The organism is Brucella sp. TWI432 (genome assembly GCF_039674445.1).
GTDB classification, from domain to species: Bacteria; Pseudomonadota; Alphaproteobacteria; order Rhizobiales; family Rhizobiaceae; genus Brucella; species Brucella chromiisoli.
Map to the genome: position 1 here is coordinate 116,219 of NZ_JBDJNL010000007.1, position 16,064 is coordinate 132,282.

The following is a 16,064-nucleotide window of genomic DNA, read 5'->3' on the forward strand; positions in this document are numbered from 1 at the left end:
TTTCCTTATCTCCTAAGCGGCTTGAGGCATCATGAAGGCTTTTCTCGATATTCTGAGCTTTGGACCGGATGGCTGGGGCCATGTTCTGATGATGGCGGTGCTGGTCACTGTAGCGCTGTCTGTTCTGGGTTATCTGCTGGGCGCTGTCATCGGCGTATTCGCAGCCTGGGCGAAAATCTCCGGTGGGCGTACACTGCGCTCGATTGCCGATGCTTACACCACCATTATTCGCGGTATTCCTGATCTGCTGGTGATCTATCTGTTTTATTTTGGCGGCAGCGCCGCTGTAACGGCGATCGGCCGTTTCTTTGGTGCGCAGGGTTTTGTCGGCTTTCCGGCATTCCTCGCCGGTGTGCTGGCCATCGGTATCTCATGCGGTGCGCATCACACGGAAGTCTTTCGCGGCGCATTCCGTGCGGTCTCCAAGGGCGAGCTTGAGGCAGCCTCAGCGTGCGGCATGGGACAGGCGCTCAAATTCCGCCGCATCATTGCGCCGCTCGCGCTTCGCCATGCACTTCCGGGCCTTGGCAATGTGTGGCAGGTGGCGTTGAAAGAGTCGGCTCTGATCTCGGTTGTGGGTGTTGTTGATATTCTTCGTCAGGCACAGATCGGCGCTGGATCGACGGGATTGCCCTTCAACTTCTACCTCATTGCCGGTGCGCTATATCTGTTGATTTCGTCGGTTTCCGGCACCATCCTGCAGAAAGCTGAACGTCACTTCTCGCGCGGCGTGCGGAGAGCATCATGAACTTTCAATTCTATTCAGAAGCCTTCATGCAGATGATTGGCGGCGTTCCGCTGACCCTTCAACTTGCTGCCAGTTCGATTGTCTTTGGCGCTGTGCTGGCTTTGCTTTTTGCCTTGATGCGTCTTTCGGGCATAACTGTTCTCGACTGGATTGCCCGCCTTTACGTGTTTGTATTTCGCGGAACACCGCTGCTGGTGCAAATCTTCATTATCTATTACGGCCTCAGCCAGTTTCCGGCGGTGCGTTATTCATTCCTCTGGCCGATCCTGCGCGAGCCTTACTGGTGTGCGATCATTGCACTGACCTTGAACAATGCAGCCTATGCCAGCGAAATTATTCGCGGCGGTCTTCTATCCGTGCCCACTGGCCAGATCGAAGCTGCGAAAGCTTGTGGCATGTCGCGCTTCACCTGTTTCCGCCGCATCGTCATGCCGCTGGCAATTCGTCAGGCTTTGCCCGGCTATGGCAATGAAATGATCTCCATGGTCAAGGCAACATCGCTGGCCTCGATCATTACTCTGATGGAAGTGACCGGCATCGCTGCCAAGCTGATCGCTGAATCTTATCGCGCGATTGAAGTGTTTGTTATTGCGGGTGCTATCTACCTCGCTATCAACTTCGTTCTGACACGTTTGCTTATGTTTGCTGAATACAAGCTTACACCTTATCTGCGCCAGCCCGTCGTCAGGATCACCACCGAAGGAAAAACATCGTGAGTAAAATCATATCTCCCAATGCCCCTTTGGCGTTGAAAGTTGAAAATCTGCGCAAAAGCTTCGGTACCAATGAAGTGCTTAAGGGTATATCTCTGGAAGCGCGCGAAGGTGAAGTCATTTCGATCCTCGGTTCTTCAGGATCAGGCAAATCGACTTTCCTGCGTTGCATCAATCTGTTGGAAATTCCAACTTCCGGTACGGTGACTGTTTCCGGTGAGACCATTCGCATGGCCAAGAACTCAAAGGGCGAAGCCTATCCGGCCGACAAGAAGCAGGTCTCGCGCATCCGTTCTGAGCTTGGCATGGTTTTCCAGAGCTTCAATCTCTGGTCCCACAAGACCATTCTCGAAAATATCATTGAAGCGCCGATCTATGTGCAGGGCCGTTCGCGCGCTGAATGTGTGGAAGAAGCGGAAGCGCTTCTGGCCAAGGTTGGTATCGCCGACAAGCGCGATTTTTATCCAGCGCATCTTTCCGGCGGTCAGCAGCAGCGTGCGGCCATTGCGCGTGCGCTTGCGATGAAGCCGAAAGTAATGCTGTTTGACGAGCCAACTTCGGCGCTTGATCCAGAACTGGTCGGCGAAGTGTTGCGCGTTATGCGAGGGCTTGCTGAAGAAGGCCGCACGATGCTGGTTGTCACGCACGAAATGGGCTTTGCGCGTGATGTATCCAATCGCGTTGTGTTTTTCCACCAGGGACTGGTCGAAGAAGATGGCGCGCCTGAAGAAGTGTTCGGAAACTCGAAATCCGAGCGTTTCCGCAAGTTTATCAGCCACGAAAATGCAGCCTGATCATTTCAAACAATGCTGATTTGTGCCAAAAGGCATATTAGCAATTAAACTGCGTAAGGTAAGTCCAATGAAGACCACGGGATTGTTCAAAGCCCTGTTCGTTTCTGCACTCGTTCTCACCACCGCTTCTGCGCATGCAGAGGAAAAGAAGTGGGACAAGATCACGATCGCTACGGAAGGCGCTTTCCGTCCGTATAACTTCACCAAGCCAGATGGCACACTGGATGGCTACGAAGTTGATCTCTACAAGGATCTCTGTGCGCGCATGAAGGTTGAATGCACGCTGGTCGCGCAGCCTTTCGACGGCATTATTCCAGCGCTCAATGCTGGCAAGTTCGATGCGATCATGGCTGGTCTGACTGCTACGCCAAAGCGTGAAGAAACCATCGATTTCACCGTTTCCTACGGTCTGACGCCACAGACTTTCGCAACGCTGAAGGACAGCCCGTTTGCGAAGCTTCCGCATACTGGCGAGACGCTTTATCTTGCCAAGGACGAAGCTGCTTCCCAGAAAGTGATTGATGAAGTTGCGGCTGAAATCAAGGGTCGCACAGTAGGCGTTCAGACTGCTTCGCTGGGTCTTTCACTGTTGGACAAATATTTTAAGGATTCGACCGATATCCGTGAATACAAGACCACCGACCAGCATGACCTCGACCTCAAGTCGGGCCGCGTCGATCTGATTGTTGCTTCATTGGCTTACCTTTCGGATGCAGCCAAGAAGCCGGGCAATGAAGACATCGTTATGACCGGTCCTTACTTCAAGGGTGGAATCTTAGGTCGCGGCGTTGCCGTTGGTATTCGCAAGAACGAGCCTGAACTCAAGCAGAAGTTCAACGAAGCCATCGAAGCTGCCAAGGCTGACGGCACGATTAAGAAGCTTTCCGAAAAGTGGTTCGGCTTCGACGTTACACCATAATCTGCTTAGATAAGCCCTAATGAGACGCCGCCCACCGGGCGGCGTTTTTTATGGCGGATAAAGCATGTTGCAGAAAAGTGGGAACCGCCTTTGTGGGCAAATCGGTTCACCGGACTGATTTTTATTCCCGCTACGATCCGAGAACGCCATGCGTAAAAACACGAAAATAGAGCGGGCATATTAGGTGCGATTAAGCGCGACACGCTCTAGCTTTTTTGTACGGCAAGCTTTTGAATTGATTTTATGCGGTATCCAACGCACAACCATTTCATACGGTTCTTTATGCCGTCAGTTATTGAGTAAAGAAAGAAGTTGCTGCGTTGACTGATGATATTGCCCATACCGAACTGATTGCAGTTTTAACTGCTGTCACAGGTGAGCAGCCACGCGTGATGACAGTTCATCAGGGCAGGGCTTTGCCATCCGGCCCGTTTGAATCGGAACACCGATCATTACAATCTGGTCTGCGGGCGTGGGTTCAGAAAGAAACCGCTCATCCGGTTGGCTATCTGGAGCAGCTTTATACATTTGCGGATCGTGACAGACATAAGCTTGGTGAGCGAACGATTTCAATTAGTTATCTCGGCCTTGTTCGTGAATATGACGGTGGTGATGGCTATGCCGGTTGGCATGGTTGGTATGATTATTTGCCGTGGGAAGATCACCGTCAGGGTGTGCCCGAGATCGTCAGGCATCTTAGCAATGATCTTCGTGTTTGGGCAGAACAGACTTCATCGCCTGCGCTGACTGCACAGCGTTTGCGGCGTATTGCCTTTTCCTTCGGCCTGAATGATGAGCGTTGGAATGAAGACCTTGTGCTTCAGCGCTATGAACTTCTCTATGAAGCTGGTCTTGTGCATGAGGCCAGCACGGTTGGCTCTGAAAACGGTCAGCATATGTTTGCTGACCATCGTCGTATTCTTGCGACGGCTATTGCAAGGTTGCGTGCCAAGATCAAATACCGCCCCGTTGTCTTTGAATTGATGCCGGACACGTTTACGCTTTTTCAGCTTCAGCGAACGGTTGAGGCGCTGGCAGGCTTGCGTCTCCATAAACAGAATTTCAGGAGACTGATTGAACAACAGGATCTTGTTGAAGAAACTGGAGAGAGTGACAGTGAAACAGGCGGACGGCCTGCAAAATTGTTCCGCTTCCGCTACTCAATTGTTGAGGAACGCGCACTGACTGAGCGGCACCTTGCAGGAAGTAAATTGCCGTTATCGCGGGAATAATTTAGTAGCTTATCCGACACTGAAAAGCAAAAATCCCGGACAAAGCCGGGGTTTTGTTGCCTATACTTAACGGAAAAACTGGAGCGGGCGAAGGGATTCGAACCCTCGACCCCAACCTTGGCAAGGTTGTGCTCTACCCCTGAGCTACACCCGCTCGCGCCAGTCTTCTCTGAGAGAGAAGTCATTTCCGTTAGGCAAGCGCTATATGGACCAACACATTTGAGATTGCAACAGGGAAATTCGATGAAAATGCTCTTTCGTTGAATTATTTAGCCGGGTTTTATTCAAGATATTGAATTAAAAGATATAATTTCGTTTAAAGTAGCTTTTGGAGTGCGCGAGGGACAGGCGGCAAGTGCAACTTTTGCATCTATCGCCTGGTGGTTTCCACTTCTGCGGGTTGATAATGTCTGCGTGTGGCGATTCATTTGCGACGATCCGCGAATCTTCGGCTTTCGCTCGGCCTTGGTTTTGCACTAAGAGTATAGAAACCTTACATAAAGCACGTCGAAACTGTCTGCTCATTTTTGAAATAGGGATCAGCATGCCTCTGACATCGCATCAACTTCATGATTATCTGAGGAACCTCGATATTGAGGTTAGGACCGTGCATCATCCGCCCTTGTTCACGGTTGCCGATTCTCAGAGCCTGCGTGGTGAAATCGCAGGCGGTCACACCAAGAACCTCTTTCTTAAAGACAAGAAGGACAATTTCTTTCTGGTAACGGTAGATGAAAATGCCGTGGTCGACCTTAAATCGATCCATCAGGTTATCGGAGCTGCCGGTCGTGTATCGTTTGGCAAACCGGAAAAGCTGATGGAATATCTGGGCGTTGTTCCGGGCAGTGTGACAGTGTTTGGTGCGGTGAATGATACTGGGCACAAAGTTCAGATCATCCTCGACGCAAGCCTGATGGAAAATGACATGATCAATGGTCATCCTTTGACCAATGAGGCGACAACCTCCATTAAGCGCGATGATCTGATCCGCTTTCTTGCCGCAACCGGACATGAGCCGCGTATTCTTGCTGTTTCAGAGGATGCCAAGGCCGCATCTTCGGTATAAACTGTTTACAGCGGGGGCGCGGCTTGAAAATAGCGATAGACAATATGCATTGACGTATCGAAACCGACATGCTGCTGCCCTATATGTGAGCGGGAAGATATAAGGAATATCCGATGACGAGCCAGAACAATCCTTATTCAAGTGCAAGCGGACAGATGAGTGGCAATGTGTCGTTTGGGTCAACAACGACACCCGGCGGTAGCAACGATCTTATCAAGGATACAACCACTGCAGGGTTTCAGGTGGATGTGGTGGCAGAATCGCGCAATCAGCCGGTTCTGGTTGATTTCTGGGCGCCCTGGTGCGGGCCGTGCAAGCAATTGACCCCAATTCTTGAAAACGCCGTTCGTGCAGCAGGCGGCGCGGTGAAGCTAGTGAAAATGAATATTGACGATCATCCGTCAATCGCAGGCCAGCTCGGCATTCAGTCCATTCCTGCTGTTATTGCTTTCGTCAACGGCCAGCCCGCCGATGGTTTTATGGGCGCCTTGCCGGATTCAAAGGTCAAGGAATTTATCGCCAAGATCGGTGGTCCGAGCGATCAGGAAGCGGCAATCACAGAAGCTGTCAATGCAGCCAATGAGCTTGTGCAAGCAGGCGATTTCGTTCAAGCCGCGCAGATATTCTCATCGATCTTGCAGGTGGCTCCCAATAATGTGGATGCGGTCGTTGGTCTTGCGACATGTCTGCTTGAATCGGGTGATGCCAATAAGGCGCGCGAAACACTGGCAAGCCTTCCGCAAGACAAGCTTGATGTGGCGGCTGTGCGTGCAATCGAAGCGCGTCTTGCACTGGCTGATCAGGTTAAGCTTATTGGTGATCCGGTCGAACTTGAGCGTCGGGTGCAAGCCGATCCAAAGGATTATCAGGCGCGGTTTGATCTGGCGCAGGTGCGCAATGCGCAGGGGCGTCGGGAAGAGGCAGCTGATGAATTGCTTTCAATTATGAAAGCGGATCGTAGCTGGAATGAGGATGGCGCGCGCAAGCAGCTTCTTCAGTTCTTTGAAGCCTGGGGCAATATGGACCCGGCGACGCTTGGCGCACGCCGCAAGCTTTCATCGCTCCTGTTTTCCTGAGCGGGATGCCATGAACAGAGGGAGAGTGTAATGCAGGTGGGCAATGCCCGTTATCGGACGGGCGCTGATATACCGGATCTGGTACCCGTGTTTCCATTAACGGGTGCGCTTCTTTTGCCTGGTGGACAGTTGCCGCTCAATATTTTCGAGCCGCGCTATCTGGAAATGGTGGAAGACGCGCTTGCCGGAAAACGCATTATCGCAATGATCCAGCCGCACATTGACGAGAGTGACACGGATGATAGTGAGGAGGATGATCGCGATAAGTTCGATGAAGCCGCTCGTCCGCCGTTAAGTCAGGTCGGATGCCTTGGACGCATCACTACTTATTCTGAAACCGGTGATGGACGCGTGCTTATTACGCTTCAGGGTATTTGCCGATTTCGCGTGCTGGAAGAAGTGAATAGCCGCAAGCCCTATCGCCAATGCCGCATTGCGCCATTTCTGGCCGACTTGGAAGACCCGCGTGATCTGGGCGAAATTGATCGTGATGCGCTTTTGGGTGCATTCAAGGATTATCTTGAAGTGCATAATCTGGAGGCTGATTGGGAGAGCATTTCGCGTGCAGCCAATGATACTTTGGTTAATGCATTGTCGATGATGTCGCCTTTCGGACCTGCCGAAAAACAAGCACTTCTGGAAGCGCCGGATTTGAAAACGCGTGCTGCAACCCTGATCGCGATTACAGAAATGGTATTGGCCAAAATCAAGGATGATTATGGCTCACGCCTGCAATGAATATTGAGGATAGACCAATGGTTGAGAATGAAAATACCGGCAATCTTGATGTGAAGCTGCTTGAATTGCTTGTATGTCCGCTAACCAAGGGTGTGCTTCAATATGATGCGGAAAACAGCGAGCTTATTTCGGAGAAAGCCAAGCTAGCCTACCCGGTTCGGGGCGGTATTCCGATCATGCTGCCATCGGAAGCGCGGGCTCTCGAATAGATGGTTTTGGTCGGCGCCCCATGATGTCAAAAGCTGTTATATAATTTCTACATATCCTCAGTTCTTTTTCATAAATTTCGCACTGCCGTTGTTGATTGCCAGGCGAGGGGGTTCTATAACCCTCGCGGAACTTTAAGGTGCATCTTGAAAAGTGTGAAGCGGTTTTCAGTCAGGGTGCAGTTTAAAAACAAATGGTTGAGACGTGCTGATCTGATAAAACCAGATTGAAACGCTCTCTAAAAAGAGATAGCGGACGTTAAATTTTATCCGTTGTTATCTGAGAAAAAACAAAGGCTTGGCATAATGGCATCCAGAAAACTCCTTCTCCTGCCCGGCGATGGTATCGGTCCTGAAGCAATGGCTGAGGTCCGCAAGATCATCGATTTCCTCAATTCAGGTCTCAATCTCGGTTTTGAAACCGATGAGGGCTTGGTTGGTGGTTCGGCCTATGATGCATATGGCCAGGCAATTTCTGATGCGGATATGGAAAAGGCGCTTGCTGCCGATGCCGTACTTTTTGGTGCTGTTGGCGGTCCTAAGTGGGATAGCGTACCATATGAAGTCCGCCCGGAAGCAGGTCTTCTGCGTTTGCGTAAGGATTTGGCTCTTTATGCCAATCTTCGCCCGGCAATCTGCTATCCAGCACTTGCGCATTCATCGTCGTTGAAGCCGGAAGTCATCGAAGGCCTCGATATTCTGATTCTGCGTGAGCTGACCGGTGGCGTTTACTTCGGCGAGCCGAAGGAAATTATCGATCTGGGCAATGGACAGAAGCGCGGTATCGATACGCAGGTTTATGACACCTACGAAATCGAACGCATCGCCGATGTGGCTTTTGAACTTGCGCGCACGCGCCGTAACAAGGTTACGTCGATGGAAAAGCGCAACGTGATGAAATCGGGCGTCTTGTGGAATCAGGTCGTCACCGCACGTCACAAGGAAAAACATGCCGACGTTGAACTCGAGCATATGCTGGCTGATGCCGGCGGTATGCAGCTTGTTCGTTGGCCAAAGCAGTTTGATGTCATCGTTACTGACAACCTGTTTGGCGATATGCTTTCCGACGTTGCAGCGATGCTGACCGGTTCTCTGGGCATGTTGCCATCGGCTTCGCTTGGTGCGGCTGATGCCAAAACCGGAAAGCGCAAAGCGCTTTATGAGCCTGTACATGGCTCGGCACCTGATATTGCTGGTCAGGGCGTTGCAAATCCAATCGCAATGATCGCATCTTTGGCCATGTGCCTGCGCTACTCGTTCAATTTGATCGATGAAGCCGACCGTCTGGAAGCCGCAATTGCTGGCGTTCTTGATAATGGCTTGCGCACTGCCGACATCTGGTCGGACGGCACAACAAAGATTGGCACCGTTGAAATGGGCGATGCAATTCTCGCGAAGTTCAAGGCGCTTTCAGCTTAATTGCTGATTGTCTGGTTACAAAAAAAGCCGCTGCGCAAAGATCGCGCAGCGGCTTTTTTTGTTGACTTCGGTCAAGCCAAATTGTGAATCTGCTAAGACCGCTGCGCGAGCATTTCCTATTTTGATTGAATGGTTGAAAATGCTCTATCTGTTTGTTTTCACGCATTATCCCACGCAAAGCCGCTTCGCACTTTTGCTGGAAATGCTCCAAAAAAAACGCCGCCCGGTGGGACGGCGTTTTCATTTGTAGAGAAGGCCGCGCCTACTCTACTTTGTTCAGGTCAACGTCCTTGGTTTCCTTCACAAAGAGGATGCCGATGACGAGCGTGATCGTTGCGATGATAATTGGATACCAGAGACCGTAGTAAATATCGCCCTTTGCTGCACTCATCGCGAAGACAGTGGCAGGCAGAAGACCACCGAACCAGCCGTTACCAATATGATAAGGCAGCGACATACCGGTGTAGCGAATGCGGGTCGGGAACATTTCGACCAGGATAGCGGCGATCGGTCCGTAAACCATCGTGACGTAGATCACGAGAACGGTCAGGATTGCGATTGTCATTGTCCAGTTGATCTGTGCCGGATCGGCAACCATCTTGAATGTACCTGCATTCGGGATGGTATAAACCGCCTGGCTTGGTTCACCTGCTGCATCCGCTTCAATCTGAGTGACGATGTTGGCCTTGACCAATTCCGCATTGGTCATTGTTGTGCTTTCACCTGCGCGAACCGCTCCTGCATCCAGAGCAAGCTCGGGATTTGCAGCAATGAAAGCATCAAGCTTCGAGTCTGCAACCTTTGCCGGGTTGCGTACCAATGGCCAGCCAGCCTTCTGAAGCGCCAGATTGATGTCGTGGGTCAGAGCTGCCTGCTTTGCTTTCGCATCCGCTCCGGCTGCATTGGCATCGAAAGATGTTATGGTTGAATCGCCGATTTTGACGGTTGCAACCTGTCCGGCAGGACCAGTCACGACATCATAAGGCACAGCACTGCGCGATAGGAAGCTTGTTGCAATATCGCAAGAGCTGGTGAATTTTGACGTTCCGGTTGCGTTGAACTGGAAGTTACAGTCGCCAGGTGCGGCCGTTACCGTTGCACTGATCGTCTGTTCCGCATGTGCAAGCGCCGGATTGGCAGCCTGAGTGAGCGCTTTGAACAGCGGGAAGTAGGTGACGGCTGCCAAAGCCAGTCCTGCCATGATGATTGGCTTACGGCCAATCTTATCCGACAACCAGCCGAACACGACGAAAAATCCAGTGCCTATAACCAGGGCCGTTGCGACCATGATATTTGCTGATTGGTTTTCAACTTTGAGTACGTTCTGCAAGAAGAACAGAGCGTAAAACTGGCCGCTATACCAGACAACAGCCTGTCCTGCGGTAAGACCGAAAAGGGCAATCAGGGCAATTTTTGCATTCTTCCACTGTCCGAAAGCTTCGGTCAGCGGTGCTTTTGATGTCTTGCCTTCTTCCTTCATTTTCTTGAAGGCGGGGGATTCGCTCATCTGCAAGCGGATCCAGACGGAGATACCCAAAAGAACGATCGAAACCAGGAACGGAATACGCCAGCCCCATGCTGCGAAGGATTCGGTGGTCATCACATTCTGAATGCTCAGAATGACCATAAGCGAAAGGAACAAGCCCAACGTAGCCGTTGTCTGAATCCATGATGTGTAGAAGCCACGGCGGCCATTGGGTGCGTGTTCGGCAACATAGGTTGCAGCACCACCATATTCACCGCCCAGCGCCAGGCCCTGCAACATGCGCAGGATGATCAGGATCGCCGGCGCGACAATGCCAATCGTTGCCGATCCCGGCAGAATGCCGACCAGAAAGGTCGAAGCACCCATGATGACGATGGTAACAAGGAACGTATATTTACGTCCCACCAGATCGCCGATGCGTCCGAAAACCAGCGCGCCGAACGGACGCACAAGAAAACCGGCTGCAAAGGCGAGCAAAACGAAGATGTTACGGGTTGTTTCCGGATATTCATTGAAGAACGCGGCACCAATGAAAGCAGCCAGTGTTCCGTAAAGATAAAAATCATACCATTCAAAAACTGTGCCGAGCGAAGAAGCGAAAATCACCTTCTTTTCTTCGCGCGTCATTTTTTGCGTGCCGACCTTGGCACTTGATGAAACTGACATAAGAGTCCTCCCAACAGCATTTTTGCTGACGTGCGCGAATGTTCTCCTCCAACTTCCGCACACTTTCTCACGCAGGTATGATGAACTGAATCGTTTGATCCGTTTATTATCTTTTAGTATGAGACGGTCCTGAGCTTAAGCACCGATCGCTCCGAGGGTTAGCTGTTGCGCGATCAAGTGCTTTTTTGAGAGCATAAAATAACGAAGTCGAGATTTGCTTCTTGCAGCCGTTATGAGCTTACCGTAACTATGAAATAGAAATAAGAATCTGTAACGCTGAGGCGTGGGCAGCGTAGTTAGCGGAGACCTATAACCGGTGCCAGGTCCGTCATTTTCTTTGTTAGGGGCATATTTCCCATCTTGGATGCTCTGTCTTTTCATTGCGATAGTGATCACTATTTTGGTGCGGGTGATTATGATCCGCATTGGTCTTGATGATATTCTTCCGTTTCGCCTGACTGCCTATACCGCATTGGTTATCGCGATCGCCTGCGGCCTCGCGCTTTTTGTGTATGGTCGATGAGCATGGAAAATAACGCTTATAGCAAAAGAGAATTCAGTACGGTTGGCGTTCTGCTCACCGGCATTCTGATTATTGTCGCCTTTGTGTTGGCATGGCTTTACCTGCGTGAGGCCAATCAGAATCCGCTTTCAAACGATGCCGTTATTGGTGCCAATATTGTTAATATTGCTGCAACGGTTCCCGGCAAGGTTATTTCAATAAATGTTAAAGAAAATCAGGAAGTCAAAAAAGGCGATATACTTTTCTCAATCGACCCGGTGCCGCTTAAGCTTCTCGTAGATCAGACGGCGGCTGATCTTGCAATTGCAGAGGCGGCACTTGATTCACAAAGGCGCGCCGTGCGTGCTGAATCACAAAATGCCCAGATAGCCGACCAGCAAGTGGTGCGTGCGCGAACAAATCTGGATCTTGCAGAAGCCACGCTCAAGCGCCTTGAAGCACTCAGTCCCAAAGGCTATGTCACGCGGCAGCAGGTTGATGATGCGAAGACCCTGCGCAATGATGCGCAGATCAGTCTGGCACAGGCAGTCAAGCAGGCTGAGGCCGCAACAACAATTGTCGGTACGCTGGATAGCGCGCAGGCGTTGGTTCGAGCAAGGCAGGCTGCACTCGCTCTGGCGCAGCACAATCTGGATAATGCTGTGGTCACGGCACCGCATGATGGCAGAATTGTGAGTGTTCTCAACGGGACCGGGCAGATCATTGCGCCGGGGCAGTCTCTGTTCACATTGATCGATACTTCAAGCTGGTATGCATCCGCTACGTTCCCGGAAACCGAGCTGGGTGGAATCAAGGTGGGAAGCTGCGCGCAAGTGCGAATTCTTGCCGACAGTTCGATTGTCGTCAAAGGCCGTGTTGAAGGTATCGGCTGGGGCGTTTCATCGGAAGATCTCATCAATATACCACGCAACCTGCCTTATGTGCCGAAGAACCTGAACTGGGTGAGAATTGCGCAACGGTTTCCAGTGCGCGTAAAACTGATTGATCCGCCAGCCGAGCTGACACGCTCCGGCGCATCAGCCGTTGTGACAGTGCATAATGGCAACGAGTGTTAACGACACGCTCTGGGACGCAATCCGCGAAACTCTAGCGGATCTGGCGCCTTTTCCGGGCCGCATGGCAACCGCATGGCGTGTTGCAGCGGTTTGCGCCTTTGTGGCAGGCATCGCGATGATGTTTCACATCCCGGAATCGGCTATTAGCTGCTACCTTGTTATCTTCCTCATGAAAGCCGACGGAGCCGAAAACACCGTTATTGCAACCGCTGCCATCATTGCCATTACACTGTTGGTGGCTTTGATGGTGCCGGTGCTTGCATGGACCGTTGAATCCGCATTGCTGCGCATTCTCGTGATGATCGCCGTCTCATTTATATTCATTTTCCTTGGTGCGGCCAGCAAGCTTGGCGAAGGGGGCAGCATTGTCGCGCTGATCATTGCCTTTATTCTCAGCCTTGTGAATGAGGTCCCGATCAATGGCGTGATTTCGCTTGCTTTGCGATATGCATGGGAAATGGCCATCCTGCCGATGTTTGTGATTGCAGGCTTTAGCCTGTTTTTCGGGCGCTGGAGCCTGACACTGCTGCGCGAGGAGTTGCGTGAACGCCTGCTGGTGGCGCGCAAGGTGCTCGCGGACAACAATCCCATCATGAACCCTTTGTTGCGGGAAAAGCTTGGGGCCGCCAACGAAGACGAGAACAAACGTTCGATGCTTGTTAAAATATTGCATCAGACCACGAAAAAAAGACTGGCCCACATTCAGAAGGATATTACCGCTTCTTATCAATTGCTTTTTGCAGCCTCTGCGCTTCCCGCTGATCTCTCAGCTGAAAAACGCCAGCATTATGCCGGGCAAATCGATAAAATGGTCGATGCGCTTGATAAAGACGCACCGCTTCCACCGCCCGAAGCGATGCCTGACACGTCTGCCCAAAGGCAGGAGGCGGGAATCTTACAGGCGCTTAGAAATATCGCTGGGAGCGAAAAAACCGATTATAGAAAAGGTTCTGGCGACTCGTTCTTTGCTGCAGACGCTTTTACCAATCCCATCTATCAACGTTTTGCGCTTAAAACGACTTTGGCGGCTATCCTCTGCTATGTGTTTTATGCGGCGATTAACTGGCAAGGCATTCATACGGCGATGGTCACTTGCTATGTCGCTTCCCTTGGTACGGCGGGTGATACAATCCATAAGCTGACTTTGCGCATCACCGGCTGTCTTGTCGGTGCTGCTATTGGCGTTGCGTCGCTTATATTTCTTATGCCGCAACTTGAATCTGTTGGCAGTCTCATGGTTCTGGTCTTTGCGGTGGCACTTCTCGCCGCATGGGTCTCTGCAGGCAGTGAAAAAGTGTCCTATGGTGGCGTACAGATCGGCCTCGCATTCACTTTGACCGTTTTGCAGGGCTTCGGCCCGACCACCGATATGGACACGGCGCGCGACCGTATTATCGGCATCCTGGTCGGGAATTTTGCGGTTTATCTGGTCTCGACGCTGATCTGGCCTGCGCCGGTTGTCACCGTCATTCGCCAGCGTCTCGCCGATGCTGCGCGAAAGATAGCTGAAATTGCATCGGTTGCACCGGACGAACGAATGGAGATGATCAACACTGCCGCCGAAACAGAGCGTCTGCTTGATGAAGTGCGTTATTGCTTTTATCTGCTGCCTTTTGAGCCTGCGGCCCTTCGTCCATCAGAGAAACTTGAAAAAACCTTTGATGGCTTTGCCGATCAGCTTGCTTCACTCAACAAGGAAGTCTACTTTTCCGATCAGGTCATGCCTGATGCTGTTGAAAGATTGAATGCGCTCTCATTGCGCATAAAATCCGATGGCATACAAAGCGAAATTTCACTGGAAAAGCAGGCGTATTCTGCCGAGGACGCAGAAAATGAGGGGGCAAACAAAATCGATAAGCATCTTGCGCATATGGAAGCTCTTTTGGCAGGTGGTAAGGCATGAGAAAGTCTTCTGCTCCAGCCTCCATAGCGTTTCTTTCAGCTTTTGGTTTCGTGCTTAGTGGTTGTGCGACCGATGCTTTGAAGCTGGCGCCATCGGCACCTGATCAGCCGTGGAAGGCCGATCAGCACAAAGGCTCGCCCGCCAATGCGCCATCGCGGACGAAAGATTTTAGTGTTCCTTCCAATCCGGAGCTGGCTTTGATTTCCAGCCCTGTGGCAGTTGATACGCGACCTTCTTATGATCTGGCGCAGTTGATCGACCTCGCGCAGCGCAGCAATCCGGGTACCCGCAATGCGTGGGAAAAAGCGCGGCAGGCGGCCCTTGCCGTTGGAATGGTCGAAGCGACAATGCTGCCGATCATCTCTGCCAATGTTATTGGCGGCGTGCAAAGAACCTCAACACCCGTCGCTGTCCCGCTTATCGGTGAGCGTGACGTCAATACGACGCTGAAAGGCGTATCACCCTCTCTTGCCTTGCAATGGCTGGTTTTCGATTTTGGCCAGCGGGCAGCATTGGCAGAGGCTGCAAAACAGGTTTCGCTTGCAGCCAATGTCACGTTCAATGCGATGCATCAGAAACTGATCTTCGATGTTACACGAACATATTATGAATATAGCGCCGCAGTGGCTGGCCACCGCATCGCGCAACAGACCTTGCGTAACAGCAAGGCAGTTCTTGCGGCGGTTCAGGCCAAGCTCAATGAAGGACGAGCGACAACAGTTGAGCTTGCGCTCGCCAAACAGCAGGTTGCGCAGTCGGAATTGAGGCTCGTTAAGGCAGAGGGGCAGCAGCAGACCCTTTATCAGGCGCTTCTGGCGTCAATGGGCGTCAATGCCATGTTGAACATCAATGTTGAGAGTTCAATGAACAGACCGCTGCCTTCAAAATTTGATGGCGTGACACAATCGGTTGTAGAAACAGCTTTGTCGCGGCGACCCGATCTTATTGCAAGTTACGCTGCTTTGCAGGCCAGTAATTCCGGGATCAAGGTGGCGCAGGCGGAGTTCTTGCCGAAAGTCTTTGTGGCGGGTGCACTTGCTTCCACATCCAACAGTTTCAATGCCGGAAGCCTGCCAACAATTGGAAATCAGTCGTCGGGCATGGGCATTCTCGTTGGCGCGACAATGCCGCTTTATGACGGAGGACTGCGTGCGGCACAGCTCAAGAATGCGCAATCCACGCACAGTGCAGCAACAGAAACTTTTCGTCGTGTACAACTTGATGCGGTTGCGGAAATTGTTCTTGCATCCAATAGTCTGAAAACGGCTCTGGCGGCAAACAAGGCCGCCAATGTACTGGTTCAGACATCTGCCACAGCTTTTGACGCTGCACTTGAATCCTATAAAAATGGATTGGGTACGATTACGGTGGTGAATGAGACGAACAATTCTCTGCTGGATGCAAAGCTGGCGCAAACGGATGCTCATGCGGCAGCATTGATTGCTGCTGCCAATCTTGCGTTTTTCACAGGTGCGTTGACATCAAGCACAAGCCTGCCGGGCGTTGCGTCTGCGCAGTAA

General features: G+C 51.6%; 15 protein-coding genes and 1 tRNA gene. 14 read left to right on the plus strand and 2 right to left on the minus strand.

The annotated features are described in order from the left end of the window. The first annotated feature begins 31 nt into the window (after nt 1-31). From ABE527_RS12145 to ABE527_RS12165, 5 genes are all read left to right on the plus strand, one after another. Nucleotides 32-748, plus strand: coding sequence for an ABC transporter permease (locus tag ABE527_RS12145; RefSeq protein WP_265986822.1), 717 nt, complete (start codon nt 32-34; stop codon nt 746-748). After that, complete coding sequence (locus ABE527_RS12150; protein ID WP_499693753.1) at nt 745-1,464, plus strand: ABC transporter permease; 720 nt, start codon at nt 745-747, stop codon at nt 1,462-1,464. Before ABE527_RS12145 ends, ABE527_RS12150 begins: the two co-directional genes overlap by 4 nt. Further along, nucleotides 1,461-2,255 carry an ABC transporter ATP-binding protein gene (locus tag ABE527_RS12155; protein WP_323054577.1) on the plus strand — a complete coding sequence of 265 codons (795 nt, stop codon included), beginning with the start codon at nt 1,461-1,463 and terminating at the stop codon, nt 2,253-2,255. Before ABE527_RS12150 ends, ABE527_RS12155 begins: the two co-directional genes overlap by 4 nt. Nucleotides 2,256-2,322: 67 nt before the next feature. Next, nucleotides 2,323-3,174: a transporter substrate-binding domain-containing protein gene (locus tag ABE527_RS12160; protein ID WP_499697073.1), complete on the plus strand. Its 852-nt coding sequence runs from the start codon at nt 2,323-2,325 to the stop codon at nt 3,172-3,174. 320 nt (nt 3,175-3,494) lie between these two features. Continuing rightward, on the plus strand, nt 3,495-4,406 hold the full coding sequence (locus tag ABE527_RS12165) for an NUDIX hydrolase (RefSeq protein ID WP_265986825.1): 912 nt from the start codon (nt 3,495-3,497) through the stop codon (nt 4,404-4,406). Nucleotides 4,407-4,485: 79 nt separating this feature from the next. Here the strand turns inward: ABE527_RS12165 and ABE527_RS12170 are convergent. After that, a tRNA-Gly gene (locus ABE527_RS12170) sits at nt 4,486-4,560 on the minus strand. A gap of 390 nt (nt 4,561-4,950) precedes the next feature. Here ABE527_RS12170 and ABE527_RS12175 point away from each other — a divergent pair. From ABE527_RS12175 to leuB, 5 genes are all read left to right on the plus strand, one after another. Then, entirely contained in the window at nt 4,951-5,472 is a 522-nt protein-coding gene (locus ABE527_RS12175) for a prolyl-tRNA synthetase associated domain-containing protein (RefSeq protein WP_499697074.1), read from the plus strand. Nucleotides 5,473-5,585: 113 nt separating this feature from the next. Further along, nucleotides 5,586-6,548, plus strand: coding sequence for a thioredoxin (gene trxA, locus ABE527_RS12180; RefSeq protein ID WP_499693757.1), 963 nt, complete (start codon nt 5,586-5,588; stop codon nt 6,546-6,548). Between the two features lie 30 nt (nt 6,549-6,578). Beyond that, complete coding sequence (locus ABE527_RS12185; protein ID WP_499693758.1) at nt 6,579-7,286, plus strand: LON peptidase substrate-binding domain-containing protein; 708 nt, start codon at nt 6,579-6,581, stop codon at nt 7,284-7,286. A gap of 17 nt (nt 7,287-7,303) precedes the next feature. Beyond that, on the plus strand, nt 7,304-7,495 hold the full coding sequence (locus tag ABE527_RS12190; RefSeq protein ID WP_265985825.1) for a Trm112 family protein: 192 nt from the start codon (nt 7,304-7,306) through the stop codon (nt 7,493-7,495). A 303-nt stretch (nt 7,496-7,798) separates the two neighbouring features. Next, nucleotides 7,799-8,911, plus strand: coding sequence for a 3-isopropylmalate dehydrogenase (leuB, locus tag ABE527_RS12195; RefSeq protein WP_499697075.1), 1,113 nt, complete (start codon nt 7,799-7,801; stop codon nt 8,909-8,911). Between the two features lie 262 nt (nt 8,912-9,173). Here the strand turns inward: leuB and ABE527_RS12200 are convergent, their stop codons facing one another. After that, entirely contained in the window at nt 9,174-11,063 is a 1,890-nt protein-coding gene (locus ABE527_RS12200) for an MFS transporter (protein WP_265985823.1), read from the minus strand. 316 nt (nt 11,064-11,379) lie between these two features. Here ABE527_RS12200 and ABE527_RS12205 point away from each other — a divergent pair, with 316 nt between their 5' ends. Genes ABE527_RS12205 through ABE527_RS12220 form a run of 4 tightly spaced genes read left to right on the plus strand, consistent with a single transcriptional unit; the run spans nt 11,380 to nt 16,064 of the window. After that, complete coding sequence (locus tag ABE527_RS12205; protein ID WP_499697076.1) at nt 11,380-11,586, plus strand: YtcA family lipoprotein; 207 nt, start codon at nt 11,380-11,382, stop codon at nt 11,584-11,586. Nucleotides 11,587-11,588: 2 nt separating this feature from the next. Continuing rightward, a complete protein-coding gene (gene mdtN, locus ABE527_RS12210; RefSeq protein ID WP_499693760.1) occupies nt 11,589-12,641 on the plus strand; it encodes a multidrug transporter subunit MdtN in 1,053 nt (350 codons plus the stop codon). Continuing rightward, the gene (locus ABE527_RS12215) at nt 12,625-14,544 is read left to right on the plus strand and encodes an FUSC family protein (RefSeq protein WP_499697077.1); all 1,920 of its coding nucleotides are present in this window, start codon (nt 12,625-12,627) and stop codon (nt 14,542-14,544) included. The genes mdtN and ABE527_RS12215 overlap by 17 nt, the downstream gene beginning before the upstream one ends. Then, entirely contained in the window at nt 14,541-16,064 is a 1,524-nt protein-coding gene (locus ABE527_RS12220) for a TolC family protein (protein ID WP_499697078.1), read from the plus strand. Before ABE527_RS12215 ends, ABE527_RS12220 begins: the two co-directional genes overlap by 4 nt.